Here is a 24,964-nt window from a genome sequence, read left to right as displayed (position 1 = left end):
TCACCAGTCGATGCGGTGCTTCTCTTCGGTTTCGCGATGACGATGGTCGTCGTCGCTGTGCAGATAAAGGCTCGTCGTGCTGAGCGAGGCATGGCCGAGGTTGTCGCGCACGAGTCGCAGGTCGACGTCGCCGTCCGCCATATGCGAACCCGCGCTGTGCCGCAACCAGTGCGCCGACGCGCTTTCGAGCCGGGCCGCACGCGCCGCGCTGGCGGCGGCACGGGTTGACGCTTGTGCTTGCGCTCGCGTGGCGGCTTGCGTTGCACGTTCCGTATCGGCTACGTCATTGGCCGCTTGCATCGCGTGTTCGGCGTCGGCTGCTCCATCGGCCTGCGCTTCGCGCGCAGCAGCCTCGCGCAGACGTTGCGCGGCCCCCGCGAAGATTGCCTTGACGATGGTATGCAGCGCCGCGCGTGTGAGCGGCTTCGTCGACTCGCCGAGCGGCAGCACGAGCGGCGTCGTTTCTTGCGGCGCGGGCAGCGCGGGCAGACCGCGTTCGCGGCGATAGCGCGCGAGCTCCGCCATCATCTCGGCGGTGGCGGGCACGAGCCGCCGTTTCTCGCCCTTGCCGAGCACGTCCAGCCACCAGCGCTGCGCACCCGCGCCGTCGCGGCGCGCGAAGAAGTCGCCCATCGTGTTCGTGCCGACTTCGGAGATGCGCAGGCCGCCCAGATAAAGCAGCGTGAGGAGCCAGCGCGTGCGAGCGTGGCGTTCGCGCTGCCGCTCGCTTTCGCGCGGCAGGCTCTCGACGTAGGCCTTCACGTCCTCCCAGAGCTCGCGTTCGAGATAGCGCGTGATGCGTGGCGGCGCGCGGCGCGAACGCTGACGCGAGAGCGACAGCGGATTGCCCGCGAGATAGCCGGCGCTCACGAGCCAGGAGAACAGCGCGTTGAGGATCACCATGGCCTGGCGCTGGCTGGCCGCGGAGAGCGGGCCGTAGAAGGGCCGCCAGCGCGCGTCGTCGCGTGCGTGCTTGCGCCCGCCGCCCGCGACCCAGCGCGCGGCGGGCTGGGGATCGGCGAGAAAGTGCTGATACGCGACCAGATCCTCGTGCGTGAGCGACGAAAGCGGTTTGCCGAGCTGCACGATCGACCAGAGGAGCAGTCGCTCCGCCTCCTTGCGATAGGTCTCGAAGGTCGCCTTCGAGTCCGCGACGCGCGCGAGCCACGCACGGATGGCGTCGAGGTCGTTCGCCGCCGCGATCTGCATGCGTCCGTGCGCGCGGTTCGCGCCGTCACGGCCGTCGAGATCGGCGGGAAGTTCGAGCGCGTCGAGCGGGCGCGGAGCGAGGAGAGCGGTTTGCATGGGCAGTCAGTGCGGCGGTGCGATAGAGCGGAGATGCGCTCAAGCGCGGGTGTGTCGATGCGGCGCCGAAGTGCAAGTGCACTTCAGGTGGGGACTATAGCGCGGCAACCGCGCGCCGCGAAATGCCGCCAACGGCGATAATCGCGCATACCCGCGCCGCCCGGCGCGGGCTTGACCTCACCCTTTGGCGCTTCGCGATGAAACTGCTTGCCCCCATTCCGATTCTGCGCATGTTCTCGGTGGAGAAAGCGTATGCGTTCTATATCGACTTTCTGGGCTTCAAAGCCGATTGGGAGCATCGCTTCGAGCCGGACTTGCCGCTTTACGTGCAGGTGCATCGCGATGCGCTGGTCCTGCATCTGAGCGAGCATCATGGCGACGGTACGCCGGGCACCGCGCTCTTTTTACCGGTTGAGGATATCGACGGGTTCCATCGCGAGCTTTCCGCGAAGCATTACGCTTATGCGCGGCCCGGCATCGAGGAGATGCCATGGGGCCGCCAGATGCAGATCGCCGATCCGTTCGGGAATATGCTGCGCTTTTGCGAGCTGAGTTAGGTTGGGGATTGCGGCGCGGACGCCGAATGCAACGTGTCGGCGAGGTCGAGCTCTGATGAGACATCTGGGCGCCACCCCGTCGCGACACCATTCTGTGCAATGACCACGCAGGCCGTGAAATTCCGGTCAGTCACCCGCATAAAACCGCCTCGACCGAGGCCAGCGTGCTCGCAGATAAAGGCGATGGCCAGGTCTCGGGGCAGATAGTCGCCCAGCTTGCGGTGCGCCTGGACGAGCAGCCATCGGGCATCGAGCCAGGCGTCCAGGATCCCGGAGAGGGCGTCTCGACGGACGCCGTCGCGTCCCATGATGTGGGTCCAGTCGCGGCGCGCGATATCGACTTGCGGGAAACGTTGCAGCATCAGGCGATGCACGCGCCGCGGATTCATTTATGCTGCCTCACGCCGCGCCATTGATCGCGGAGTGCTCATCGCCCGTACCAGGGGTTGAGCGCGTCTCGCCAGCGACCCGAAGCGGTTTGCCGGACGCGGAAGAGACGGACGGTGTACCCGTCACGCCCGGCAGCATCGACTGCAGCGAATCTCCCGCCAGGCCGATTTCCTTGAGCAGCGAATCAACGAGCGGCGCGTGCGCTCGATACGACAGCGCCGCCGACATTGCTTGCTCGGCGAGATTGCCGCCACCGGCCCCGCCGCCTGCGCCTGGCGCGCCATCGGCAGACGATGCGCCCTGACGGTTCAGTCCGTCGACCTGGATGATCTTGATGCCGTCGATCGACTTCATCGGCTCGACCGTCTGCTCGATGATCGCCGGCAGCGCCTGCAACAAGGCCAGTTTGAACTTCAGGCTGGTCTGATCCGACGACAGCGTATTGATCGCGTCATTCAGCGCGCGCTGCGCCTCGGCCTCGGCCAGCCCCTTCTTGCGCTCGGCCTCTGCCAGTTCGACGATCGCGGTGGCCTGCATCTGCGCGGCCTCGCGTTCGGCCCGCGCCTTGGTCGTGATGTGCACGGCATTCGTCTCGGCTTCCTGCGCCGCTTCGATCAGGGCGACCTGCTTGGCGCGGTCGGCTTCCGCCGTGCGGCGCGTGGTTTCGACGAGCTGCTCCGCTTTCACGGCCTCGGCAAGCGACTCGTTGGCGCGCGCCTGTGCCTGAGACTGCGCCTCGGACTTCTGCGCGATGATGATCGCCTTTTCCTGCTCGGCGATCTGCGTGACCTTGGCCTGCTCGATTTCCTTCACGCGAACTTCGCGCTCGGCTTCCACCTTGCGCGAACGCACCGCCTGCTCGCGTTCGATCTCCGACTCCTGCACCTGACGCTCCGCGACAATGCGGCTTTGCTCGGCTTCCTGGTGGCGCTCCGCCTCGAATGCGGTAATGCGCGCGCTCTGCTCCGCAGCGCGCGTCTTCACCTGCTGCTCCTGATCGAGCTTCATGAAGGATTCCTGCTGCTCGATCTCGAGCCGCTTCGCAAGCGCGTCGCGGTTCTTTTCGCGCACGGAAACTTCGGTATCCTGCTCGACCTCATTGCGCTCCTTGCGGCGGCGCTCGGTTTCCTGCGTGAGCTTCGTGAGACCTTCCGCGTCGAACGCGTTGTTCGGATCGAAATACTCCTTGGAGGTCTGGTTGAAGTTGGTGAGCGAAACGCTTTCGAGTTCCAGCCCGTTCTTGGTGAGATCCTCGGCGACCGTGTTCTGCACGCCTTGCACGAATTTTTCGCGGGCGTCCTGCAGATCCTGCATCGTCATTTGCGCGGCGGTCGAACGCAGCGCATCCACGAACTTGTCGTCGACGAGCGCGCGCAGATTCTCGGGCGCCAGCGTGCGTTGGCCCAGCGTTTGCGCCGCGGTGGACACGCCTTCCGCCGTGGGCTTGACGCGCACGAAGAACGCGACCACGACGTCGACGCGCATGCGGTCCTTCGTGATCAGGCTGTCACGCGAGGCGCGGCTGACTTCCAGCTTCAGCGTGTTCATGTTGATCGGAATGACCTCATGGAACACCGGCAGCACGACGGCGCCGCCGCTCATGATGACCCGCTGGCCGCCCAGGCCCGTGCGCACAAACGCCCGCTCGGCCGACGCCCGCACATACAGGCGCGCGAAGATCAGCCCGATCAGGCACAGCCCGACGACCACCGCCAATCCGATGGCCCCCCAGAATATGATCGTATCCATTGCTTGATTCGACTCTCAACGTAAATGGCAACAACGAAATCCGGCGTGCATACGCCGCCGGCCGCGCTTCATCCATCGTGACGCGGACTCTTGATGGCCCGAAACAACGATCCCGAGACGCGGGCGACGATCAATACCGTTTGCCCGCGTACAAATACCTGCCCTGCATCGTCCGGCTCGATGCGAACATAATGTGCCTGACCGAATTCATCGACGAAGCGCGCCTCGGCCGGATTGCCTTGCGAAGCTTGCCCCGTAACAATGCGCACCGCCCGGCCGATAAAGTCGATTTCCGATAGCGCGCTCGATTCCTCCTGCGGCACGAGACGGCCGATTGGCTTACCCGTCTTGCGAACGAACAGCAAGGACAGGGGCAGTGCCAGGCAGGCGGCGAGCCAGGGCGGCAGCATGAAGTGGAGCAGCGCCTGCATGATCGACTGCAGCAACAGGCCTGCAACCGCGAACCCCGTGAGGAAGAGAACGAGCAGGATCAGAAACGGCACCCGGCCGATATGCAGCCAGCCCAGAAACTGCGCGACGACTCCTGTTTCGGCACCGGCTCCCGTGTGATCGATCTCGAAGTGGTGTTCAATGAAATTGCCCGCGTGCCCGGTTACGCTGAAGCCGAACAACAGCGTGAGGCCTTCCAGCACGCCGACTGCGATCATTATCCCGATTGCCATTATGAATGGCGCATATCCCGGTTGCAGCAATGAGGTCATGAGTTGTTTTCTATCTCAGCGATATTCAGGTTCGAGTCTATATCGAATCCATGAATTATGCGGGATGTTTTATCTGCACACTCGATGTGTGGATGCCTCTGGGGCTTGGGAATCGAAAATGTATTGGATTAAGCGCGGAAGATTGTCAAAGAATGGCAACACTTGTCGCGCGGGGATTTTATCTTGAAACTGGCGAATGAAAATCCATTTCGAAGATCGAATGCCATGCCGATACGTCGGCGCAAATGCAGATATTCGCGCCTGGAAGTTGTTTCCCCATGTTCGAAGTGACGGATTCGCTTTGCCTAAACCGTCGCCACCAAAAACGACTCGCCCGTGGAAGGCCGCAACGCATCGCTGCGTCCCGCAAAATACCTTGCAACGATATCGGCGGTGCTCACATGCTCGGCCTTCGAAAAACCGGCCTCCTTCGCAAGCGCGAGCATTTCCTCGGGACGGAAGAAACTGAGAAACGGCGTCCCCGCCGCGCGCGCGCGTTCATAAACGGCCTCGTGTTGCGCGCGCTCTTCAGCGTCGACGAGATCGAGCGGCAGCGTGAAGGTCATGGCGAGCGTCGAACCCGGAGCGAGCTGCGCGATCTGGCGCAGCGTGGCGAGATTCGCCTCGCGCGTGAGGTACATCGACACGCCCGTGGACGCCACCACGGCGCGCGCTTTCGCATCGAACCCCGCGCTTGCCAGCAGCGTCCACCATGATTCGCGTGCCTCGAAATCCACGGGCACGAAGCGCAGCCACGCTTGCTCGCGATAGCCGAGTTCGGCGAGCCGCTGGCGCTTCCATGCCTGCGTGCCCGGCTGATCCACTTCATACACATGGAGCCGCGACGCAATCTCCGGCCGACGCTGCGCGAACGTGTCGAGGCCCGCGCCCAGAATCACGTATTGCGCGACGCCCGCATCGGCCTGCGCGGCGACGAGATCCTCGATGAACCGCGCGCGCCCGACGATGGACGCACGATAGCCGCGCGTGCCTTCGGGATGCATGTCGGGGCGATTGCGCCAGTTGGCGTCCGGCGCGGCAAGCTGCATGCCGATTGCGTCGTTGAGCACGTGCGGTTTGGCATCGACCTCCAGATGCAGCGCGCGCCAGAGCGCGACGCGGATGGCGCTGGAATCGGGCGTGGCCGTTTTCGGGTCTTGCATGAGGGTTCTCCGGAGGCGCAACGCCGGACAGTGTATCCGGCATCAAGGTCCGGACGCCACTTGGTTCGGTATGCGCTGGAGAGCTACCGCCCGCTTGGCCTGGCGAGCACATCGTGATGTCAGGGTTGCTGCTTCTGCCGGGGGGACTTCATCAGGGTGAGGAAGAAGCGTGTCGCAGCGTAAAGCATCGGTAAAATGAAAACGCGCCCCGTAGGGCGCGTGAACCCCGCGTAAACGAGGGAGACAACTTACGTCGATGCCAATTTGGATTCCTGTGAGGTTTCAGTCGCGCTCTGGTAGGCATACGCTTCGACCACTTCCGCATCCATCAGCTTATTAGCGAACTGATCGCTATAGTCGCGCACGCTCTCACGGAGTCGGCTAAACAGGTATCGTGCGGAAAGTGTTGCTTTCTTGCCGACGAATTCGCATAGGTAGCCCGTACAAACGAACACTGCAAGGATCGGTACAACGACCAGGATGGCAATGGGAGCGACGAGTCCTGAAGAGGCGAGAGCATAGCGCATCATGATGCGTCCCGCTCGTCGGCGTATATCTGCTGCATACTTTTGATCAGCGCTCAAGGTCGAATGGAAGCTTTTGTCGACCTGCTTCGCTATCACGTCTACTAGTCCCTGGTTCTTTTTGATGGAGCGTTCAATCAGCAGGAACTGAGGTAGATTGAAATTTTCCGCGAACCGGAGATAGCTGTTTATCAGTGTCCGCAGATTTCCATAGATTGGACGCGAAAGACCACCTGGTTCATGGACGAAGTGCTCGCGAATTTCGTCGCGCAGGTCAAAAAGCTGATCACGGAAGCACCCAAGAATCGCAGGTCTAAGCGCGTATCGCCACGTCACGAGCAACAGAAGAATGCAGATCCCCGTAACAATGTTTTCCACCGCTGCCTTGGCATCCATTGCTTACCTCCTTTCCTTCGGTGTGTCACCGGTCTCGGTGAGACCACTTCCCTTGTTGAAGGGATCCCGCGATTCCAGTTGCTTTCTGAACTTGTCAGTCATGCGAATGGAACGTTTGTATCGATGCCGATATATCAAGACTGTGAAAAACGAAGCTCCGCCAAAGATTCCGCAAAAGATGCTCGATGGTGATAGTGCGCTTACAAAAATGGCCAGCGCCGAAATATTCTCCGCTCGCTGGAGCACGATGACTTTGAGACCTTCGATGATTAGCCAAAGCCCTGCTAGTGCACAACCCATCGTGACGCAGTGTTTCGCTAGATCGACTGTGAGACCAAACCGCGCGCCCTTATAGGCGATGCGGTGCATCTCGACCTCCGGATGGGGATGCAGCCTATTCGAGCTATTTTGTCGTTTGTTCTGCATCGGTGGGCCGTGAGCGATCAGTTTCCGGATGAGGCGTCAATCGATTTCAACGTCCCGCATCATACACAACTGAGCAATCACAAAATTGTCCGATGCCTCAAAATACGATCTAAATCGTCAATAGATCGAATCAAGTAATGCTAACAGGATAAGATCTACAGCATCCCTTTTTTCTGTAGGAAAAACCCTGTCATTCGCCGCGTGGAAAATGCGCTGCGTTAATTGTATGGCAGTTCGCCGCTTTTCCACTGCTCCAGCCCGCGCCCGTCCTTGACCTGCATTTCTGACCCATGTGCTACCCGGTCGCGCTTTGTCTCATCGAGGCGCTGCGTAGCAGTCTGGCCATATCCCCACCAGTTCGCCTCCTCGTCATCGGTGATGTAGAGAGGCGTTTCCTTCCTGCCATGCCGGCTACCGATTGTTCGAACTCGCTGGGCGCATGCACGACCAATGAGGCGCGATTATTCCGGCGGCAATTTCCCGCAATCCTGATCGATGCCGGGGCGCACCCCATAAGTCTCCGCGCTCACCGCGCGCAGCACGTCGATCATGACGCCCGCCGCTGGCGAGAGCAGGCGGTCGGCGCGCGTGATGATGCCGAAGTCGTCCATCTGGCAGTCCATCGGCAGCGGCAGCACCGCGACCATGCCGTGCGCCGCGTAATAGTGCGCCACGTCCTCGGTGAGCACGGCGATCATGTCGCTTTGCTCGAGCACGCGCGTGATGAAGAGCAGCGCGGGCGTCTCCACCACATTCGAGGGCGGCGCGAGGCTCGCGCGCTGGAACATCAGCTCGAAGCGATGGCGCAGCACGCTGCCGACCGGCGGCACGACCCACGTGGCGCGCGCCACGTCGGCGAGCGCGAGCGGCGCGCGGGCCTGCGCCTGAACCTCGTCAGGCACGCGTTCGCACATGCCTGCATCAGCGTCCTCGCGCGCGGCATCCAGCAGCGGATGCCCCGGCCGCACCACGGCGCACACCGGTTCGCCCGTGAGCGGCTCGTAACGCAACTGCAGCTTGTCGTGCTCGGCGGAAAGCCGCCCGAGCACCACGTCGAGCTTGTCCTGGGCGAGATGTTCGAGCAGCACATTGCTCGCGTCGATTTCCACGGAGACGCGCATGTTCGCATGCGTACGCTTGACCGCCGCCACCGCCGCGGGCAGCACGCGCACGCCCGGCGAGGTGATCGCGCCCACCGCCACGTGACCGAGGCGCCCGGCCTTCAGCGCGGCGAGCTCCTCCTGCGCCTGGTCGAGGCTGCCCAGCACGGCGCGCGCGTGCCGGATCAGCGCGTCGCCGTAAAGCGTCGGCCGCATGCCGCGCGGCAGGCGCTCGAACAGCACCGCGCCCAGCATCTCTTCCAGCTCACGCAGCAGCTTCGAGGCCGCGGGCTGCGTCATGTTCAGCGCCGCCGCCGCGCGATGAATATTGCCTTCCTCCGCGAGCGCGACGACCAGCAGCAACTGACGTGTCTTGAGCCGCGTGCGCACGTACCAGGGGCTCGAATCGAGCATGTTTCGCCTGCCGTCCCAAATAGTTTTCAGTGTTTATACCAATGCCGGAATCAATATCGAAAGCATCCGATATTTCATTAGAAGGTTATCAGAGTTCTCCCTAGACTAAGTCGAACGTTCCCTCCCTACAGACCCGGACGATGTCGGCAACGAAACCCAAACTGCGCTCCAAACAGTGGTTCGGCACCACGGACAAGAACGGCTTCATGTATCGAAGCTGGATGAAGAATCAGGGCATCCCCGATCACGAATTCGATGGCCGGCCGATCATCGGCATCTGCAATACCTGGTCCGAGCTCACGCCCTGCAATGCGCACTTTCGCAAGCTCGCCGAGCACGTGAAGCGCGGCATTTACGAGGCAGGCGGCTTTCCGGTGGAGTTCCCGGTGTTCTCGAACGGCGAATCGAACCTGCGCCCCTCGGCGATGCTCACGCGCAATCTCGCGTCGATGGACGTGGAGGAGGCCATCCGCGGCAATCCCATCGACGCGGTCGTGCTGCTGTGCGGCTGCGACAAGACCACGCCCGCGCTCCTGATGGGTGCGGCGAGCTGCGATGTGCCCGCCATCGTCGTGAGCGGCGGGCCGATGCTCAACGGCAAGCTCGAAGGCAAGGACATCGGCTCGGGCACGGCGGTATGGCGCCTGCACGAGTCGCTCAAGGCGGGCGAGATCGACCTGCATCACTTCCTCTCGGCCGAGGCGGGCATGTCGCGTTCGGCGGGCACTTGCAACACCATGGGCACGGCCTCCACGATGGCCTGCATGGCCGAGGCGCTGGGCGTCTCGCTGCCGCACAACGCGGCCATTCCCGCCGTGGACGCGCGCCGCTATGTGCTCGCCCACCTGTCGGGCATGCGTATCGTGCAGATGGCGCTGGAGGATCTCAAGCTCTCGAAGGTGCTCACGCGCGAGGCATTCGAGAATGCGATCCGCACTAACGCGGCCATCGGCGGCTCGACCAACGCTGTGATCCATCTGAAGGCGATCGCGGGGCGCATTGGCGTGCCGCTCGAGCTCGAGGACTGGATGCGCATCGGCCGCAACACGCCCACCATCGTCGATTTGCAGCCCTCGGGCCGCTTCCTGATGGAGGAGTTCTATTACGCGGGCGGCCTGCCTGCCGTGCTGCGGCGCCTGGGCGAGGCGGATCTGCTGCCGCATCCGGGCGCGCTCACCGTCAACGGCAAGTCGCTCTGGGACAACGTGCGCGAGGCGCCCAACTATAACGACGAGGTGATCCGTCCGCTCGACAAGCCCTTGATCGACGACGGCGGCATTTGCATCCTGCGCGGCAATCTCGCGCCGCGCGGCGCGGTGCTCAAGCCCTCGGCGGCCACGCCCGAGCTGCTCAAGCATCGCGGCCGCGCGGTGGTGTTCGAGAACTTCGACCACTACAAGGCGACCATTGCCGACGAGTCGCTCGACGTCGACAAGGACTCGGTGCTCGTGATGAAGAACTGCGGCCCGCGCGGCTATCCGGGCATGGCCGAGGTCGGCAACATGGGCCTGCCGCCGAAGCTCCTGCGCGAGGGCGTGAAGGACATGGTGCGCATCTCGGACGCGCGCATGAGCGGCACGGCCTACGGCACGGTGGTGCTGCACGTGGCGCCCGAAGCGGCGGCGGGCGGGCCGCTCGCGGCGGTCCGCAACGGCGACTGGATCGAGCTCGACTGCGAGGCGGGCCGGCTGCATCTGGACATTGGCGAAGAAGAACTGAAACGCCGCTTGAGCGACGCCGATCCCGCCGCGTCGCCCGGCGTGGCCGAGCAACTGGGCAAGGGCGGCTATGCACGGCTCTACATCGATCACGTGCTGCAGGCCGACGAAGGCTGCGATCTCGATTTTCTCGTGGGCCAGCGCGGGGCCGCCGTGCCGCGCCATTCGCATTGAAGCACCGATGAACCGACACGCCTCCAACCAGATCCGCACGACAAGCGGGCAGCACGACGCGTACCGCAATGCGTTCAGCGCGCTCAAGGACCGCCGCGCGCTGCTGTTCCTGCCGTTTCCGCCATGCATCTGGGGTTTGTCGCTCTGGTTACCTACCATTATCAAGGCGTTCGGCGTGAGCGATCCCACAGCCATGCATTCCTTCTGGCAGGACTGACGATATGAATACGAGCCCATCAAGTATCAAGCCGCGCTACCGCGGCATCTTCCCGGTGGTCCCGACCACCTTCACCGAGACCGGCGATCTCGATCTGGAAAGCCAGAAGCGCGCCGTCGACTTCATGATCGACGCGGGCTCGGACGGCCTGTGCATACTCGCGAACTTCTCCGAGCAGTTCTCGCTCTCCGATGACGAACGCGAAACCATCACGCGCACGGTGCTCGAGCACGTGGCGGGCCGCGTGCCGGTGATCGTCACCACCACGCATTACGGCAGCAACGTGTGCGCGGCGCGCAGCAGGCGCGCGCAGGAGCAGGGCGCGGCAATGGTCATGCTGATGCCGCCGTATCATGGCGCGACTTTTCGCGTGCCCGAGCAGCAGATCCATGAGTTCTACGCGCGCGTATCGGACGCCATCGACATTCCCATCATGATTCAGGACGCGCCCGCGAGCGGCACGGTGCTTTCCGCAGCGTTCCTCGCGCGCATGGCGTGCGAGATCGAGCAGGTGGCGTACTTCAAGATCGAGACGCCGGGCGCCGCGAACAAGCTGCGCGAGCTGATCCGCTTAGCGGGCGAAGCGGCCGAGGGGCCGTGGGACGGCGAAGAAGGCATTACGCTGCTGGCGGATCTGAACGCTGGCGCGACCGGTTCGATGACGGGTGGCGGTTTCCCGGACGGCATCCGCCCGATCATCGAGGCGCATCGCGCTGGCCGTCTCGACGAAGCCTTCGCGCTCTATCAGAAGTGGCTGCCGCTCATCAATTACGAGAACCGCCAGGCGGGGCTGCTTGCCTGCAAGGCACTCATGAAGGAGGGGGGCGTGATCGCATGCGAGTTGCCGCGCCATCCGCTGCCCGCCATGCATCCCGAAACGCGCGCCGAACTGATCGCCATTGCACGCCGGCTCGATCCGCTCGTGCTGCGCTGGGGGAAATGATTGATTCGGTATCCAGATGAATTAGATGGATGATTTCGATAGAGAGGCAGAACTCGTCATGAACGCGTCCTATACGTTGGCCATCGTCGGTGTCGGCAAGATCGCGCGCGACCAGCATTTGCCTGCCATCGCGGGCAACCCCGGCTTCGAGCTCGTGGCGAGCGCGAGCCGCAACGCGCAGGTCGAGCACGTGCGCAACTACACCGATATCGGTGCGCTGCTCGCCGCCGAATCCGGGCTCGACGCCGTCTCGCTCTGTGCGCCACCGCAGGTGCGTTACGAGCAGGCGCGCGCCGCACTCGAAGCGGGCAAACATGTGATGCTCGAAAAACCGCCCGGCGCGAGCGTGAGCGAAGTGGAAGCGCTGCGCGAGCTGGCGCGCCGGCATAACCGCACGCTCTTCGCCACGTGGCATTCGCGTTACGCGAGCGCCGTCGAGCCGGCGCGCGCGTGGCTTGCGCAACGTACGATCCGTGCCGTGCACGTGCGCTGGAGAGAAGACGTGCGGCGCTGGCACCCGGGCCAGCAATGGATCTGGGAACCGGGTGGCCTCGGCGTGTTCGATCCCGGCATCAACGCGCTTTCCATCGTCACGCGCATCCTGCCGCGCGAAGTGCTGCTGCGCGGCGCGACGCTGCAGGTGCCCGGCGATTGCGCGACGCCCATCGCCGCCGAGCTCGACTGCATCGATACCGACGGCGCGCCGGTGCGCGCCGAATTCGACTGGCGTCACGGCCCGGTCGAGCAATGGGAAATCGACGTGGATACCACGGACGGGCTGCTCTCGATCGCCGAAGGCGGCAAGCGCCTCGCCATCGCGGGCGAGCCGGTCGAGCTGGAGGCGGAGCGCGAATACGCGGCGCTCTATGAGCGCTTCCACTGGCTCATCGCCCACGGGGCCGAAGACGTGGACGTGCGGCCGCTGCGGCTCGTGGCCGATGCGTTTCTGCTCGGCCGGCACGTCGAAGTCGAGGCCTTCGGTCACTGAACGCTTTGAGCCTTCGTGCGCTTTCATCGCCTGCATCACCCACACCAGAAACAACCCGAGGAGACAAGAGCATGACCAGCAAGACCCGCCGCTTCACCCTCCTTTCCGTGGCGTCGATCGTGGCGTTCGATCTCGGCGGCAGCTCGTTTCTCGGTATTTCATATGCGATCGGCTTGGCTGCCCATGGCGTTTGTCCGGGGCTCGCCAGGGCTTTCGGTTTTTTTCGAGATGCTTGAAGCCGGGATGGAAATAGAATCCGACCCCATTATTTGACGCCTTGTGCGTGGAGATCGGGCCGGGGCAGCAGTGCCAGGGACAAGCGCTGTTCGCGACGATGTCCCGTACCGGGCCGCACAGGTCAGGTCACTGCAACCATCCCGTCTCACCCATGCCGATGAAAACAACTGAACGTTTGAATTTGCGCAATGTGACGATCTGCGCGGCCGATTCGGTCAACCCTGCGCTGGCCGCACGTGCGCTCGATATTTCGATGTCACAGTGCGAGTTTGGCGACGCCATATTATTTGCTCATGAGGAGGTGCCAACGCGCGCGCGAATCGAGCCGATTGTCCGTCTTCAATCCGCTGTGGCGTATTCCAGCTTCATGCTCAAGGACCTGGTCAGGTACGTCAGCACACCTTGGGTGCTCGTCGTCCAATGGGACGGCTATATCGTCGATGCATCGCAATGGCGCGATGCGTTTTTCGAGTACGACTATATTGGCGCTGTCTGGCCGCATCGCGAGAAAGGCGAGCAGGTTGGCAATGGCGGATTCTCGCTGCGCTCCGCACGGTTGCTCGATGCGCTCGCGAGCGAACGCTTCGCGGTGCCGCCCAACGCCGTCGAGGACGAATTGATTTGCTGTCGCTACCGGCCAGTACTGGAGGCGGAATTCGGGATTCGCTTCGGTCCCGAAGCCATTGCCAACCGGTTCTCGTATGAGATTGTGACGCCGGATAGGCCGACGCTGGGTTTTCACGGGCTGTTCAACATGTGGCGCTACGTCGACGACGACGCCATGATGGCCATGCTCCAAACGCTCGATACCCGCACGCTGGTATCCGCAGCGAGCTTGGGGCTCTTCTTGAATTATCTCCAGCTTCGGAAATTTTCCTGTGCGAAGGCGCTATATGAAATCTACCGCAGCCACTGGAGCGCTCCGGAGATTGTTGACCGCCTGATGCGCAATGGTCTGCCAGATGCTGTTGCCCAGCATTGGGTCGACATTTGCGAAGACGCCTGAGATACCTCATGAGGTTTGCCAGGCTCCGCACGTTTGCCGATTGCAGGCCCTTCGTCTGCTCAGGTCTCCAGCGCCGCCCCACCCAGAATGATATTGGCATCCGCCCGCGCGTTGTCGAGCTGCACGACACTCGCCTGCCTCGCCGCGAGCGCGTCGCGGTTCTCGATCGCCGTGAGTATCGCCTTGTGCCGCGGCAACGAAAGCGCATGCGTATTCGGATGCCGGCTCGTGAGCTTGATCGACTCGGTCAGCGCGAGCGACAGCATGTTGCCGATATACGCGAGCATGTCGTTATGCGTGGCCGCCATGACCGCGCGGTGGAACTCCAGATCGGGCTCGAGCAAATCGGCCGCCGTTTTGGCCTGCTCCATGCGTGCATAGGCAGCGGCAATGCGCGCGCGGTCTTCGTCGTTGGCGGATATGGCGGCGAGCGCGGCCGCCGCGGGCTCGATGATCTGCCGCACCGTCATGAGCGAGCGGAAGAATTCGCCCTCGGGAATGCTGTTCACGGTCCAGTACAGCACGTCGGGGTCGAGCATGTGCCACTCTTCGCGCTTGCGCACCACGCTGCCCACGCGCGGCTTGGACACCACGAGGCCCTTGGCCACCAGCACGCGCGTGGCCTCGCGCAGCACCGGGCGGCTCACGCCATAGGTCTCGCACAACGTGGGCTCGGCGGGCAGGCGTTGCCCCGGCGCGAGCTTGCCGCTCACGATCTGCATGCCGAGCTCCTGCACGATGCGCCCATGCATGCTCTTGCGTTTCTCTAGATTGCGGTAATCCATGTTCGTCCCGCCGGAGCGCCCGGTGTGGGCAGCGCGCTCCGACCTCCCCTGTTGTGTAGGCCCGGTGCGCTCAATGGGCTCAACGGGCTCGGTGCGCTCAGTGTGTACTGTTGGCGCGCATGGCGCGGTATTCGCGCCGCACGATGTCCATGAGCTCCGCCACCGACGTGAGCGCACTTTTCTGTTCGTAGGTCACGCGGCCTCGCTGCATCAACATGATGCGATCCGCGATATCGAGCGTCTGCGCATAATTGTGCATGATCATGATAATGGATAGGCCGCCTTTTTCCTTCAGCCGCATCACGAGGTCGATGATGAGCCCCGCCTCGCGCGCGCCCATGGCGGCGAGCGGCTCGTCGAGCAGCAGGATCTTCGCGTTCGAATGCACGGCGCGCGCCACGGCAATGGCCTGACGCTGACCGCCCGAAAGGCGTTCGACAGGCAAATCCACCGAAGGCACATGCACGCCGATGTCGTCGAGGCATTGCGCGGCGCGCTCGCGCATCTGCTTGTGGTCGAGCAGCCTGAACGGCCCGCGCCGTACGATCTCGCGGTTCAGGAACATGTTGTGGTAAATGCTCAGCGAATTCGCGAGCGCGAGATCCTGGTAGACGCATTCGATGCCGAGCGAACGCGCATGATCGACCGAGCGCAGCAGCGTCTCCTGACCGTCGATATGGAGCGTGCCGGCCGTCTGCTGATGAAAGCCCGTGAGAATCTTCACGAGCGTGGACTTGCCCGCGCCGTTGTCGCCGAGGATGCCCAGAATCTCGCCACGGCCGAGCGTGAGCGAGACGCCGTCGAGCGCCGTCACCGCGCCAAAGCGCTTCACGAGGCTTTCGCCGCGCACCGCGAGCGGCGCGTCCGGGGCGCTGGTGCCTCCGGTAGAACCGGGGCCTGCGCCGGTGCCGGAAGAGGCGGCTTGAGATTCGTCCATCAGCGCCCTCCCTTGCGGCGTATACGTCCGACGTGGATGTTGAAGATCATGGCGGCCAGAATCGCGGCGCCCAGGATGATGTTGAACGTGAACGCGTTGATGCCGATGAGCGTGAAGCCGTCGTTGAGGATGCCGAGCACCGCCGCGCCGATGAGCCCGCCCACGATGGTGCCCGAGCCGCCCGTGAGCGGCGTGCCGCCGATCACGGCGGCGGCCACGGCGAGGAACATGATCTGGTTGCCGCCCGCCTGCGGGTCGATGGAGGTGATGCGAAAGGCTTCGAGCATGCCGGTGAAGCCCGCGAGCACCGCGGCGAGGATGAAATTGCCGAGGCGCAGCCGGTTCACATGAATGCCGGCCTCGCTCGCGCCAAGCGGGTTCGCGCCCGCCGCCTGCGTGTGCAGGCCCCAGCGCGTGTGCCGCAAGAGCACGTGCATCACGAACGCGATGGCCACGGTCCAGAGGATCTCGCTATAGCCCCACGCGCCCATGAAGCCGGAGAACGTGGGCGAGCCCGGCGTGGCGGCGGGCGTGCCGCGCGAGACCGTGAGGGTGATGCCGTTGATGAGGAAGAGCGTGCCGAGCGTGGTGACGAACGAGGGCAGCCGCAGCCACACGGTCACGGCGCCGTTCACGAAGCCGATGACCGCGGCGGCCACGAGCCCCGCCATCACGGCGAGCCACATGGGCGCGCCCGCGTCGTTCGCGAACACCATCATGAACGGCGCGAACGCGAACACCATGCCCGCCGAAAGATCGATGTCGCCGCCGATCATCAGCATGATCTCGCCGAACGCGATGATCGCCACCGGCGCGATGAACTGCGAGAGGTTGACGAGGCTCGCGTTGGTGAGGAGGAAATCGTGGTTCGCGAATTCGAAATAGGCGGCCAGCAGCACGGCCACGAGCAGGATGCGCAGCTCGGGCGCCCATTGCGATGCGAATGAAACGCCCGCGCGCCGGGGCGCGCGGACCGCTTCGATCTTGCCTGATTCGTTCACTGTATCCATCACGACTTGATTGCGCCGTTCATCGGGACGATTTGCGGCTTGGTGGTCTTGCCTTCATAGCGCGTCGAGGTGTTCAGGTACGGATCGACGGTCGCCTTCGTCACGAATTTCAGGCCCGTGTTGATGTCGGCCGGACCGACGAGGCCGCCCGAGGCGAGGAACACGAATGCCTCCATGACGGTATAGAAACCCTGCACATAGGGCTGCTGGTCGATGGTGAAATCGAGGAAGCCTTCGTGGATCAGCTCGATCGTGGTGGGCAGCAAGTCGAAGCCGCCGCCGTGCACGCCCTTCGAAGGCAGGTTCGACTCCTTCATCACCTGCGCCACACCTTGCGTGCTGCCCGCGTCCACGGCGAACATGCCCTTCAGGTCCTGGTGGCCCAGATAGAACGACTTGATCTTCGAAAGCTCCTCGTTGACGGTCGCGCCCGTGGCCACGGTCTGGATGTCGATCTTCTTGCCGGACTTCTTGATGGCGTCGCTCGCCCCATCGAGACGCGGCTGGATGTTGAGCTGCCCCGGCGTCGCGATGAAGAGCGCGACCATGCCGCTGTCGATGAGACTCACAATGCGCTCGCCCATCTGGTAGCCCGAGAGATACAGGTCCTGGCCGATATAGGCGAGGCGCGGATTATGCTTGCCGCGCGGCGCGTCGGCGTTATAGGCGAACACCGGAATGCCGGCGTCGAGCGCGGCCTGGATGGGCTTGTCGAACGCGCTTGGGTCGACGATCGGCACGGCGATGGCGTCAGCCTTCGCGGCAATCGCCGAATTCACGGCGCGCACCATCTCGCCCGCGTCCGAGGTGGCCGAGCCGGTCCACTGATAGTCCATGCCGAGCAACGCGCAGGCATCCTGAATGCCGTATTGCGTGGGCACGAAGAACGGGTTCGTGGTGACGTGATTGACGAACACGATCTTCCACTTCTTGTGCGAGGGAAACGCCATTTCCGCCGCTTGCGCCTGCGAAATCAGGCCGCCCGCGCCGCCTCCGAGCGCGCTCATGAGAGAGAGCGCCGCGCCTAGCCCGGCGCCCTGCATCAGCCCCCGCCGCGCGGTGTTCAAACCGTTGTTGTTGCCTGCCTTGTCGTCATCCCGTTGCTGTGCCATGTCTTCCTCCGGCTCTCTTCTTCGTTGGTCGATGTGGTCGACGTTGAGTCGATCGCGTGCAGATGCTGGACGGCACCGGGAGTGCGCTGGGCAGCGCAGGGCTGTCGCGTGACGATGTGCAACCCCGATCCGGAAGCGCTCGATACGCGCCGTGCGGTACCGCAAAAATGGTAGTGCAGCGCGGTTGCGCCTCCTAATCCATGTATACCCCTAACTAGTCCGACTATTGGGCGCATGGGTAACAAAGCGCTTACGACGCTGCTTGCTGCGCGCTACGCCTCGCGTGGCGGCGCGGCGGAGAGCCTGGTTTGATCGAGCGGCGCGGCCGGCTGCACGCGCTCGCGCGGCGCGCGTGCAGCGCCCTTGCCGCCGCCGGTGGACTTGCGGCGTGCGGCGTGGCGCTCGGTGGCGCGCTGCAGCAGACAGAACGCGCAGAGCAGGGCGCCGATCACGATGCGGGTCCACCAGGAGCTGAGCGTGCCGTCGAAGGTGATGAGGGTCTGGATCGTGCCGAGGATGCCGACGCCGAACACCGAGCCGATCACGTAGCCCACGCCGCCCGTGAGCAGCGTGCCGCCGATCACGGTCGCGGCGATGGCGTCGAGCTCCATGCCCTGCGCCTGCAGGCCGTAGCCCGAGAGCACGTAGAGCGTGAACACCACGCCGCCGAGCGCGGAGCAGAAACCCGAGAGCGCGTAGACGGCAATCTTGGTGCGCGCGACGGGCAGGCCCATGAGCAGCGCCGAGCGCTCGTTGCCGCCAATTGCGTAGACGTTGCGCCCGAAGCGCGTGAAATGCGCGATGACGATGCCCGCCGCGAGCATGGCGAGCGCGGTGAGGGAGCCCGTGGTGAGCGAGCCGCTGCCCACGGGGATGCTGAACTCCGAGAGCGCGTGAAAGCCCGGGTCGCTGATCTGGATGGATTCGGTGGTGATGAGAAAGCAGGTGCCGCGCGCGAGGAACATGCCGGCCAGCGTGATGATGAAGGGCTGCAGCCGGAAGCAGTGGATGAGCGCACCCATTGCCGCGCCGTAGAGGGCGCCGAACAGCAGCACGAGCGGCACGACCACGGCCACGGACCAGTGCAGCTTCTCGGTGCCCACGGCGCACAGGATGGTGGTGAGCGCGACCACGGCGCCAACCGAAAGATCGATGCCGCCCGAGATGATCACGAACGTCATGCCGATGGCCACGATCAACAGGAACGCATTGTCGACGAGGAGACCGAACAAAACCTGCAGCGAGAAGAAGCCGGTGTACATCACGGAGCCGAAGCCGAACAGCGCCACGAACAGCAGCACGGTGACGAAGATGGGCAGCACGCGCGGATCGACGAAGCGCGAGACGCCGCGCCGCAACGCGGCGAGCGTGCCTGCACGGGCTTGGGGGGCGTTGGCGGGCGGTGGGCGGTTCATGCTCGGTTTTCCCGAAGTCGTTATTCAGGCCCGCGCACGCCGCGCGAGCGCGATGCGCTTGAGTTGCTGGGCGGCGAACGCGCGCGCGGCGGGCGACTGGATCACGCACACGCACAACACGACCACGGCCTTGACGACGAGCGTGGCCTCGGGCGGCACGCCGATCGAATAAGTGGTGTAGGTGAGCGTCTGGATGATGAGCGCGCCCAGCACCGTGCCCGCGAGGCTGAAGCGTCCGCCCGAGAGCGAGGTGCCGCCTAGCGTCACGGCGAGGATCGCATCGAGCTCGAGCAGGAGGCCCGCGTTGTTGCCATCGGCGCTGCGCACGTTCGAGCTGATGAGGATGCCGGCAATAGCCGCCGTCACGCCGCAAAACGCATAGGTGCCAAACACGACGGCCTGCGAAGAAAGCCCCGCGAGCCGCGCGGCTACGGGATTCACGCCAATCGAGCGGATGAAGAGCCCGAGCGCCGTGCGATTCACGATGAGCACGGTGAGCACCGTCACGGCGACGGCGATCCATACGGCGCAGGGCACCAGCGCAAAGTAGCCGCCGCCCGCATACAAATAACCTTGCGCGCCGATGGGGATGATCTGGCCGCCCGTGAGCAGTTGCGCGACGCCGCGCCCGGCCACCATGAGGATCAGCGTCGCAATGATCGGCTGCATGCCGACGAAGGCCACCAGCAGCCCGTTCCACATGCCCGCCAGTAGACCCACGGCGAGCGCCGCGCCGAACGCGGCGCCCACGCGCGCGGGGTCGTCGGCGAGTACGGTGGCCGCCGCCGCGCCGGCGATCGCGACCACGGCGCCCACCGAAATGTCGATGCCGCGCGTGGCGATCACGAGCGTCATGCCGAGCGAGACCACGACGAGCGGCGCGGCGCGCATGAGGATGTCGATGGGCGCGCCGAACAGATGCCCGCCCAGCAGCGTGACGGCGAGGAAGTTCGCGCGATGGGCGACGTCGACGGCGAACAAGGCCACGAGCGTGAGCGCGGGCCACACGAGCGGATGCTTGAGCACGAGCGCGAGCCAGGCGGGCAGACCGGAAGGCAGCGCGGAAGGCGGACGCACATTCATTTGCGATCTCCAGCGATGAGGCCATAGACCTCGCGCTCCGAGCGTGCCTCGCCCGAGAGCTCGGCCACCTTGCGCCGGTCGCGCAGCACGGCGATGCGGTCGCTCACGCGCACCACCTCGCTGATCTCGGAGGAGATGAAGAGAATGCCGAGCCCCTTCGCGCAGAGCGCGCGCACGCGGTCCATGATCTCGAACTTGGCGGCCACGTCGATGCCGCGCGTGGGTTCGTCGAGAATCAGGAGGCGCGGCTCGGTCGCCAGCCAGCGCGCGAGCAGCACCTTTTGCTGATTGCCGCCCGAAAGCAGGCCGATGGGCTGCTCCGCATCGCGCGCCTTGATGCCGAGCTGCGCGATATAGGCGTTGGCCAGCTCGCGCTGGCGCGCGCGCCCGATCATGCGCCACCAGCCGCGCCGCGCTTGCAGCGCGAGCACGATGTTCTCGCGGATCGAGAGATCGGCGACGATACCTTCCTTCTTGCGGTCTTCGGGGCAATACGCCATGCCGTGACGGACCGCGTCGCGCGGCGAGGCGAGCTTCACGGTCTTGCCATGGATGCGCACGGCGCCCGCGTCGGCGCGCTCCGCACCGAACAGGAGGCGCGCGGTCTCCGTGCGTCCCGAGCCCAGCAGGCCCGCAAGGCCGAGAATCTGGCCGGGCCGCACTTCGAGATCGAGCGCATTGAGCACGCCGCGGCGCGCGATGCCCTCGGCGGCGAGATACGGCTCGCCGGAGCGCGCGGCGGCGTCCTGTGCGTGCGCCTCCTGCGTGCCGGGCTCGCGCGGTGGCGCGTCGCCGTGGGTGAGTCGCTCGTCGGCATGGCTCACGCCCACCATCCTGGCGACCAGCGTCTGCACCGGCAAATCGGCGGCGAGATACTCGCCCTCGCGCTCGCCATTGCGCATCACCGTGATGCGGTCGGAGATCGCGTAGGTCTGCTCAAGAAAATGCGTGACGGACAGAATCGCGATGCCCGACGCCTTGAGCTTGCGCAGCACGCTGAAGAGGCGCGCGACCTCGCCTTCGTCGAGGCTCGAAGTCGGTTCGTCGAGAATCAGAATGCGCGCATCGACGGAAACGGCGCGCGCGATCGCCACCATCTGCTGCATGGCGATAGGGTAGGTATCGAGCGACTGCGTGACGTCGAGCGAGAGATTGAGCACGGCGAGCGCCTCCGCCGCGCGCCGGTGGATCGTCTTCCAGTCGATCAGGCCGCGCTTGCGTGGCTGGCGGCCCGCGAAAATGTTCTCGGCCACCGAGAGGTTCGGGCAGAGATTGACTTCCTGATAGAGCGTCTGGATGCCCGCGGCCTCGGCTTCCTGCGGCGTCGCGAAGCGCACTGGCCGGCCGGCGAGGCGGATCTCGCCAGCCTCGGGCTCGTGCACGCCCGTGAGCACGTTGATGAGCGTGGACTTGCCCGCGCCGTTCTGGCCCATCAGCGTGTGGATCTCGCCGGGGAAGAGGCGAAAATCGACGCCGTCGAGCGCGCGCACGCCAGGAAACGTGCGCGTGAGGCCGACGGTTTCAAGCAACGGCGTGGGGCTCATGCGTGCTGGCGCCTGCTTGAGGTTAGTACTTGCGCGACGGCAGCACCTGCGCCGCCACATTCTCCGGGAACACCGTTTCGTTCGTGACGATGCGCTTGGGCAAGGGCTTGCCCGCCACCACGTCCTTCACGGCGCTCATGAGCTGCGGCCCGAGCAGCGGGCTGCATTCCACGTCCACGTTCATCTTGCCGGCGATCATCGCCTGGAAGCCGCCCTTGGTGGCGTCGAACGACACCACGCTCACATCGGTGCCGGGCTTCATGCCCGCTTCCTCCATGGCCTGGATCGCGCCGAGCGCCATGTCGTCGTTATGCGCGTAGACCACGTTGATCTTGTTGCCATACGTCTTGGCAAACGCCTCCATTACCTGCTTGCCGCCCGCGAGCGTGAAGTCGCCGCTTTGCGAAGCGATGATCTTGAACTTCGGATCGTTCTTGATGACCTCGATGAGCCCCGCGTGACGGTCGTTCGCGGGCGCGGAGCCCACCGTGCCCTGCAATTCGACGATATTGATGGGGCCCGGATTGTTCTTGTAGTGGTCCTCCAGCCACTTGCCGGCGCGGCGGCCTTCTTCCATGAAGTCCGAGCCGATCATCGTCACATAGAGCGACTGGTCCTTCACGTCGATGTTGCGGTCGGTGAGGATCACGGGAATCTTCGCGCGCTTCGCTTCCTGGAGCACCGGCTCCCAGCCCGACTCCACGACGGGCGAGAAGGCGATCACGTCGACCTTCTGCGCGATGTACGAGCGGATCGCCTTGATCTGGTTTTCCTGCTTCTGCTGCGCGTCCGAGAATTTCAGGTTGATGCCGGCGTCTTTCGCGGCGGCCTTGATCGATACGGTGTTGGCGGTGCGCCAGGCGCTTTCCGCGCCCACCTGGGCGAAACCGAGCGTGATCTGCTTGTCTTCGGCGTGCGCGACGCCCGCCGCCAACGAAAAAGCCGCGGCAGCGGCGATCAAGCCGCTTGCCATGCGAGTAGCCAGTTTCATGCGAGTCTCCGATGTCGCTTAGTCGTTCTTTGTTTAATTCATGGCGCTTGCGCCCGCGTCCCTGGAGTCCGGACAGGCCGGACCGTGTCGCGAGTCGGTCGCGCCATCCCAGGCCGGCGTTTATCCGCTATGGTTAAATCAGTCGGCCGCTCACCTTGCAAGATTGAATAGCCAAACTATATGCAACGGTATGGGCCGTTTTTATTAGCGTTTTCCCGATCATTGACGCTAATATAGTCATGCTATTTATGGGTTTTTCTCACTAAGTGGGCAACGCCATGAACACTCGCAAAACCAGCCTCCGCTCGGCCGCGTGGTTCGGCACCACGGACAAGAACGGCTTCATGTACCGGAGCTGGATGAAGAACCAGGGGATCCCCGAGCACGAGTTCGCGGGCAAGCCGATCATTGGCATCTGCAACACCTGGTCGGAGCTCACGCCCTGCAACGCGCACTTTCGCAAGCTCGCCGAGCACGTGAAGCGCGGCGTGTACGAGGCGGGCGGCTTTCCCGTCGAATTCCCGGTGTTCTCCAACGGCGAATCGAATCTGCGGCCCACTGCGATGTTCACGCGCAACCTCGCCTCGATGGACGTGGAGGAGGCCATCCGCGGCAACCCCGTGGACGCGGTCGTGCTGCTGTGCGGCTGCGACAAGACCACGCCGGCACTGCTGATGGGCGCGGCGAGCTGCGACGTGCCCGCGATCGTGGTGAGCGGCGGGCCGATGCTCAACGGCAAGCACGCGGGGCGCGACATCGGCTCGGGCACGGTGGTGTGGCAACTGAGCGAGCAGGTGAAGGCGGGCAAGATCTCGATGCACGAGTTCATGTCGGCGGAGGCGGGCATGTCGCGCTCGGCGGGCACCTGCAACACCATGGGCACGGCTTCGACGATGGCGTGCATGGCCGAGGCGCTGGGCGTGACGTTGCCGCACAACGCCGCGATTCCCGCCGTGGACGCGCGCCGCTACGTGATCGCGCATTTGTCGGGAATGCGAATCGTCGAGATGGCGCTCGAAGGCCTCAAGCTCTCGAAGCTGCTCACGCGCGAGGCGTTCGAGAACGCGATCCGCACGAATGCCGCGATTGGCGGGTCGACCAATGCGGCGATCCACCTGAAGGCGATTGCGGGGCGCATTGGCGTGAAGCTGGAGCTCGACGACTGGACGCGCATTGGCCGCAACACCCCGACCATCGTCGATTTGCAGCCCTCGGGGCGTTATCTGATGGAGGAGTTTTATTACGCGGGTGGCCTGCCGGCGGTGCTGAGACGGCTTGGCGAAGCGAAGCTGCTGCCTCATCCCGACGCGCTCACTGCAAATGGGCGCACGATCTGGGAGAACGTGCGTGAAGCGCCGAACTACAACGACGAGGTGATCCGTCCGCTCGGCAATCCGCTCGTGCACGATGGCGGCTTGTGCGTGCTACGCGGCAACCTTGCGCCGAACGGCGCGGTGCTCAAGCCTTCGGCGGCCTCGCCGAAGCTGCTCAAGCATCGCGGCCGCGCGGTGGTGTTCGAGGACTTCGACGACTACAAGGCGCGCATTGGCGACCCGGCGCTGGACGTGACGCCTGACTCGGTGCTCGTGATGAAGAACTGCGGGCCGAAGGGTTATCCCGGGATGGCCGAGGTGGGCAACATGGGCCTGCCGCCGAAGCTGCTCGCGCAGGGCGTGACGGACATGGTGCGCGTCTCGGATGCGCGCATGAGCGGGACGGCTTACGGCACGGTGGTGCTGCATGTGGCGCCCGAGGCGCGGGCGGGTGGGCCGCTTGCGATCGTGCGTAACGGCGACTGGATCGAGCTCGATTGCGAAAAGGGTACGCTGCGCGTAGATGTTAGCGATGCGGAGATTGGTGTGCGGCTCGATGCGTGGGCTGCTTCGAGTAAGCCCGAGCCGGCTGATGCCAGCGGGTATCGCAAGCTCTATGTCGAGCACGTGCTGCAAGCCGATGAAGGATGTGATTTCGATTTTTTGGTCGGCTGCCGCGGGGCCGAGGTGCCCAGGCATTCGCATTGATAGTGCGCGGGCGCGATTGTGGCGCGTTGCGCCTTAA

Annotated in this window: 24 protein-coding genes; 8 read left to right on the top strand and 16 right to left on the bottom strand. The window is 64.4% G+C overall.

What is annotated here, in order from left to right:
- Positions 1-1,305, bottom strand: coding sequence for a tyrosine-type recombinase/integrase (locus tag BO1_RS40820; protein ID WP_028222500.1), 1,305 nt, complete (start codon positions 1,303-1,305; stop codon positions 1-3).
- Between the two features lie 197 nt (positions 1,306-1,502).
- Here BO1_RS40820 and BO1_RS40815 point away from each other — a divergent pair, with 197 nt between their 5' ends.
- Positions 1,503-1,862 carry a glyoxalase superfamily protein gene (locus tag BO1_RS40815; protein ID WP_028222499.1) on the top strand — a complete coding sequence of 120 codons (360 nt, stop codon included), beginning with the start codon at positions 1,503-1,505 and terminating at the stop codon, positions 1,860-1,862.
- Here the strand turns inward: BO1_RS40815 and BO1_RS54890 are convergent.
- The 7 genes from BO1_RS54890 to BO1_RS40780 form a co-directional block, all read right to left on the bottom strand.
- Positions 1,859-2,251 carry a hypothetical protein gene (locus BO1_RS54890; RefSeq protein WP_156992689.1) on the bottom strand — a complete coding sequence of 131 codons (393 nt, stop codon included), beginning with the start codon at positions 2,249-2,251 and terminating at the stop codon, positions 1,859-1,861. The genes BO1_RS40815 and BO1_RS54890 overlap by 4 nt on opposite strands.
- A 10-nt stretch (positions 2,252-2,261) precedes the next feature.
- A complete protein-coding gene (locus BO1_RS54885; RefSeq protein WP_084688674.1) occupies positions 2,262-4,001 on the bottom strand; it encodes a flotillin family protein in 1,740 nt (579 codons plus the stop codon).
- A 68-nt stretch (positions 4,002-4,069) separates the two neighbouring features.
- Positions 4,070-4,723 carry a YqiJ family protein gene (locus BO1_RS40800; RefSeq protein ID WP_028222498.1) on the bottom strand — a complete coding sequence of 218 codons (654 nt, stop codon included), beginning with the start codon at positions 4,721-4,723 and terminating at the stop codon, positions 4,070-4,072.
- A gap of 305 nt (positions 4,724-5,028) precedes the next feature.
- Positions 5,029-5,886: a class I SAM-dependent methyltransferase gene (locus tag BO1_RS40795; RefSeq protein ID WP_028222497.1), complete on the bottom strand. Its 858-nt coding sequence runs from the start codon at positions 5,884-5,886 to the stop codon at positions 5,029-5,031.
- A 248-nt stretch (positions 5,887-6,134) separates the two neighbouring features.
- Positions 6,135-6,806 carry a hypothetical protein gene (locus BO1_RS40790; protein WP_028222496.1) on the bottom strand — a complete coding sequence of 224 codons (672 nt, stop codon included), beginning with the start codon at positions 6,804-6,806 and terminating at the stop codon, positions 6,135-6,137.
- A gap of 3 nt (positions 6,807-6,809) precedes the next feature.
- Positions 6,810-7,175 (bottom strand): hypothetical protein, encoded by a 366-nt coding sequence (locus BO1_RS40785; protein WP_043288689.1) that lies wholly within the window; start codon positions 7,173-7,175, stop codon positions 6,810-6,812.
- Positions 7,176-7,693: 518 nt separating this feature from the next.
- The gene (locus BO1_RS40780; protein WP_028222494.1) at positions 7,694-8,746 is read right to left on the bottom strand and encodes a LysR substrate-binding domain-containing protein; all 1,053 of its coding nucleotides are present in this window, start codon (positions 8,744-8,746) and stop codon (positions 7,694-7,696) included.
- A gap of 140 nt (positions 8,747-8,886) precedes the next feature.
- Here BO1_RS40780 and BO1_RS40775 point away from each other — a divergent pair, with 140 nt between their 5' ends.
- The 6 genes from BO1_RS40775 to BO1_RS54880 all read left to right on the top strand — a co-directional run bounded on the left by BO1_RS40775 (position 8,887) and on the right by BO1_RS54880 (position 14,029).
- Complete coding sequence (locus BO1_RS40775; RefSeq protein WP_028222493.1) at positions 8,887-10,638, top strand: IlvD/Edd family dehydratase; 1,752 nt, start codon at positions 8,887-8,889, stop codon at positions 10,636-10,638.
- A gap of 7 nt (positions 10,639-10,645) precedes the next feature.
- Positions 10,646-10,855, top strand: a complete 210-nt coding sequence (locus BO1_RS40770; protein ID WP_028222492.1) for a hypothetical protein — start codon at positions 10,646-10,648, stop codon at positions 10,853-10,855.
- A 4-nt stretch (positions 10,856-10,859) separates the two neighbouring features.
- Complete coding sequence (locus BO1_RS40765) at positions 10,860-11,798, top strand: dihydrodipicolinate synthase family protein (protein ID WP_028222491.1); 939 nt, start codon at positions 10,860-10,862, stop codon at positions 11,796-11,798.
- A gap of 58 nt (positions 11,799-11,856) precedes the next feature.
- Positions 11,857-12,786, top strand: coding sequence for a Gfo/Idh/MocA family protein (locus BO1_RS40760; RefSeq protein WP_028222490.1), 930 nt, complete (start codon positions 11,857-11,859; stop codon positions 12,784-12,786).
- 71 nt (positions 12,787-12,857) lie between these two features.
- Positions 12,858-13,022: a hypothetical protein gene (locus BO1_RS59825; RefSeq protein ID WP_156992687.1), complete on the top strand. Its 165-nt coding sequence runs from the start codon at positions 12,858-12,860 to the stop codon at positions 13,020-13,022.
- Between the two features lie 152 nt (positions 13,023-13,174).
- Positions 13,175-14,029: a DUF5672 family protein gene (locus tag BO1_RS54880; protein ID WP_156992685.1), complete on the top strand. Its 855-nt coding sequence runs from the start codon at positions 13,175-13,177 to the stop codon at positions 14,027-14,029.
- A gap of 59 nt (positions 14,030-14,088) precedes the next feature.
- Here the strand turns inward: BO1_RS54880 and BO1_RS40745 are convergent, their stop codons facing one another.
- The 8 genes from BO1_RS40745 to BO1_RS40710 all read right to left on the bottom strand — a co-directional run bounded on the left by BO1_RS40745 (position 14,089) and on the right by BO1_RS40710 (position 22,906).
- On the bottom strand, positions 14,089-14,814 hold the full coding sequence (locus BO1_RS40745; RefSeq protein WP_028222489.1) for a FadR/GntR family transcriptional regulator: 726 nt from the start codon (positions 14,812-14,814) through the stop codon (positions 14,089-14,091).
- A gap of 97 nt (positions 14,815-14,911) precedes the next feature.
- Positions 14,912-15,751, bottom strand: coding sequence for an ATP-binding cassette domain-containing protein (locus tag BO1_RS40740; RefSeq protein WP_028222488.1), 840 nt, complete (start codon positions 15,749-15,751; stop codon positions 14,912-14,914).
- A complete protein-coding gene (locus BO1_RS40735) occupies positions 15,751-16,761 on the bottom strand; it encodes an ABC transporter permease (protein WP_028222487.1) in 1,011 nt (336 codons plus the stop codon). Before BO1_RS40735 ends, BO1_RS40740 begins: the two co-directional genes overlap by 1 nt.
- Positions 16,761-17,873 carry a sugar ABC transporter substrate-binding protein gene (locus BO1_RS40730; protein WP_028222486.1) on the bottom strand — a complete coding sequence of 371 codons (1,113 nt, stop codon included), beginning with the start codon at positions 17,871-17,873 and terminating at the stop codon, positions 16,761-16,763. The genes BO1_RS40735 and BO1_RS40730 overlap by 1 nt, the downstream gene beginning before the upstream one ends.
- Before the next feature lie 272 nt (positions 17,874-18,145).
- Positions 18,146-19,231 (bottom strand): galactofuranose ABC transporter, permease protein YjfF, encoded by a 1,086-nt coding sequence (gene yjfF / locus BO1_RS40725; RefSeq protein WP_028222485.1) that lies wholly within the window; start codon positions 19,229-19,231, stop codon positions 18,146-18,148.
- An 81-nt stretch (positions 19,232-19,312) separates the two neighbouring features.
- On the bottom strand, positions 19,313-20,371 hold the full coding sequence (locus BO1_RS40720; RefSeq protein WP_043288688.1) for an ABC transporter permease: 1,059 nt from the start codon (positions 20,369-20,371) through the stop codon (positions 19,313-19,315).
- Positions 20,368-21,915, bottom strand: a complete 1,548-nt coding sequence (locus tag BO1_RS40715; RefSeq protein WP_028222483.1) for a sugar ABC transporter ATP-binding protein — start codon at positions 21,913-21,915, stop codon at positions 20,368-20,370. The genes BO1_RS40720 and BO1_RS40715 overlap by 4 nt, the downstream gene beginning before the upstream one ends.
- Before the next feature lie 22 nt (positions 21,916-21,937).
- On the bottom strand, positions 21,938-22,906 hold the full coding sequence (locus BO1_RS40710) for an ABC transporter substrate-binding protein (RefSeq protein WP_028222482.1): 969 nt from the start codon (positions 22,904-22,906) through the stop codon (positions 21,938-21,940).
- Positions 22,907-23,184: 278 nt separating this feature from the next.
- Between BO1_RS40710 and BO1_RS40705 the strand changes: the two genes are divergently transcribed.
- On the top strand, positions 23,185-24,927 hold the full coding sequence (locus tag BO1_RS40705) for an IlvD/Edd family dehydratase (RefSeq protein ID WP_028222481.1): 1,743 nt from the start codon (positions 23,185-23,187) through the stop codon (positions 24,925-24,927).
- Positions 24,928-24,964 lie beyond the last annotated feature (37 nt).

Source organism: Paraburkholderia oxyphila NBRC 105797, assembly GCF_000685075.1.
GTDB classification, from domain to species: Bacteria; Pseudomonadota; Gammaproteobacteria; order Burkholderiales; family Burkholderiaceae; genus Paraburkholderia; species Paraburkholderia oxyphila.
This window is presented reverse-complemented; position numbering and strand designations above follow the sequence as displayed.

What these genes read in the sequence shown, in the direction of transcription:
- BO1_RS40820 (WP_028222500.1), bottom strand. Translation starts at nt 1,305, where the DNA reads ATGCAAACCGCTCTCCTCGCTCCGCGCCCGCTCGACGCGCTCGAACTT.
- BO1_RS40815 (WP_028222499.1), top strand. Translation starts at nt 1,503, where the DNA reads ATGAAACTGCTTGCCCCCATTCCGATTCTGCGCATGTTCTCGGTGGAG.
- BO1_RS54890 (WP_156992689.1), bottom strand. Translation starts at nt 2,251, where the DNA reads ATGAATCCGCGGCGCGTGCATCGCCTGATGCTGCAACGTTTCCCGCAA.
- BO1_RS54885 (WP_084688674.1), bottom strand. Translation starts at nt 4,001, where the DNA reads ATGGATACGATCATATTCTGGGGGGCCATCGGATTGGCGGTGGTCGTC.
- BO1_RS40800 (WP_028222498.1), bottom strand. Translation starts at nt 4,723, where the DNA reads ATGACCTCATTGCTGCAACCGGGATATGCGCCATTCATAATGGCAATC.
- BO1_RS40795 (WP_028222497.1), bottom strand. Translation starts at nt 5,886, where the DNA reads ATGCAAGACCCGAAAACGGCCACGCCCGATTCCAGCGCCATCCGCGTC.
- BO1_RS40790 (WP_028222496.1), bottom strand. Translation starts at nt 6,806, where the DNA reads ATGGATGCCAAGGCAGCGGTGGAAAACATTGTTACGGGGATCTGCATT.
- BO1_RS40785 (WP_043288689.1), bottom strand. Translation starts at nt 7,175, where the DNA reads ATGCACCGCATCGCCTATAAGGGCGCGCGGTTTGGTCTCACAGTCGAT.
- BO1_RS40780 (WP_028222494.1), bottom strand. Translation starts at nt 8,746, where the DNA reads ATGCTCGATTCGAGCCCCTGGTACGTGCGCACGCGGCTCAAGACACGT.
- BO1_RS40775 (WP_028222493.1), top strand. Translation starts at nt 8,887, where the DNA reads ATGTCGGCAACGAAACCCAAACTGCGCTCCAAACAGTGGTTCGGCACC.
- BO1_RS40770 (WP_028222492.1), top strand. Translation starts at nt 10,646, where the DNA reads ATGAACCGACACGCCTCCAACCAGATCCGCACGACAAGCGGGCAGCAC.
- BO1_RS40765 (WP_028222491.1), top strand. Translation starts at nt 10,860, where the DNA reads ATGAATACGAGCCCATCAAGTATCAAGCCGCGCTACCGCGGCATCTTC.
- BO1_RS40760 (WP_028222490.1), top strand. Translation starts at nt 11,857, where the DNA reads ATGAACGCGTCCTATACGTTGGCCATCGTCGGTGTCGGCAAGATCGCG.
- BO1_RS59825 (WP_156992687.1), top strand. Translation starts at nt 12,858, where the DNA reads ATGACCAGCAAGACCCGCCGCTTCACCCTCCTTTCCGTGGCGTCGATC.
- BO1_RS54880 (WP_156992685.1), top strand. Translation starts at nt 13,175, where the DNA reads ATGCCGATGAAAACAACTGAACGTTTGAATTTGCGCAATGTGACGATC.
- BO1_RS40745 (WP_028222489.1), bottom strand. Translation starts at nt 14,814, where the DNA reads ATGGATTACCGCAATCTAGAGAAACGCAAGAGCATGCATGGGCGCATC.
- BO1_RS40740 (WP_028222488.1), bottom strand. Translation starts at nt 15,751, where the DNA reads ATGGACGAATCTCAAGCCGCCTCTTCCGGCACCGGCGCAGGCCCCGGT.
- BO1_RS40735 (WP_028222487.1), bottom strand. Translation starts at nt 16,761, where the DNA reads ATGGATACAGTGAACGAATCAGGCAAGATCGAAGCGGTCCGCGCGCCC.
- BO1_RS40730 (WP_028222486.1), bottom strand. Translation starts at nt 17,873, where the DNA reads ATGGCACAGCAACGGGATGACGACAAGGCAGGCAACAACAACGGTTTG.
- BO1_RS40720 (WP_043288688.1), bottom strand. Translation starts at nt 20,371, where the DNA reads ATGAATGTGCGTCCGCCTTCCGCGCTGCCTTCCGGTCTGCCCGCCTGG.
- BO1_RS40715 (WP_028222483.1), bottom strand. Translation starts at nt 21,915, where the DNA reads ATGAGCCCCACGCCGTTGCTTGAAACCGTCGGCCTCACGCGCACGTTT.
- BO1_RS40710 (WP_028222482.1), bottom strand. Translation starts at nt 22,906, where the DNA reads ATGAAACTGGCTACTCGCATGGCAAGCGGCTTGATCGCCGCTGCCGCG.
- BO1_RS40705 (WP_028222481.1), top strand. Translation starts at nt 23,185, where the DNA reads ATGAACACTCGCAAAACCAGCCTCCGCTCGGCCGCGTGGTTCGGCACC.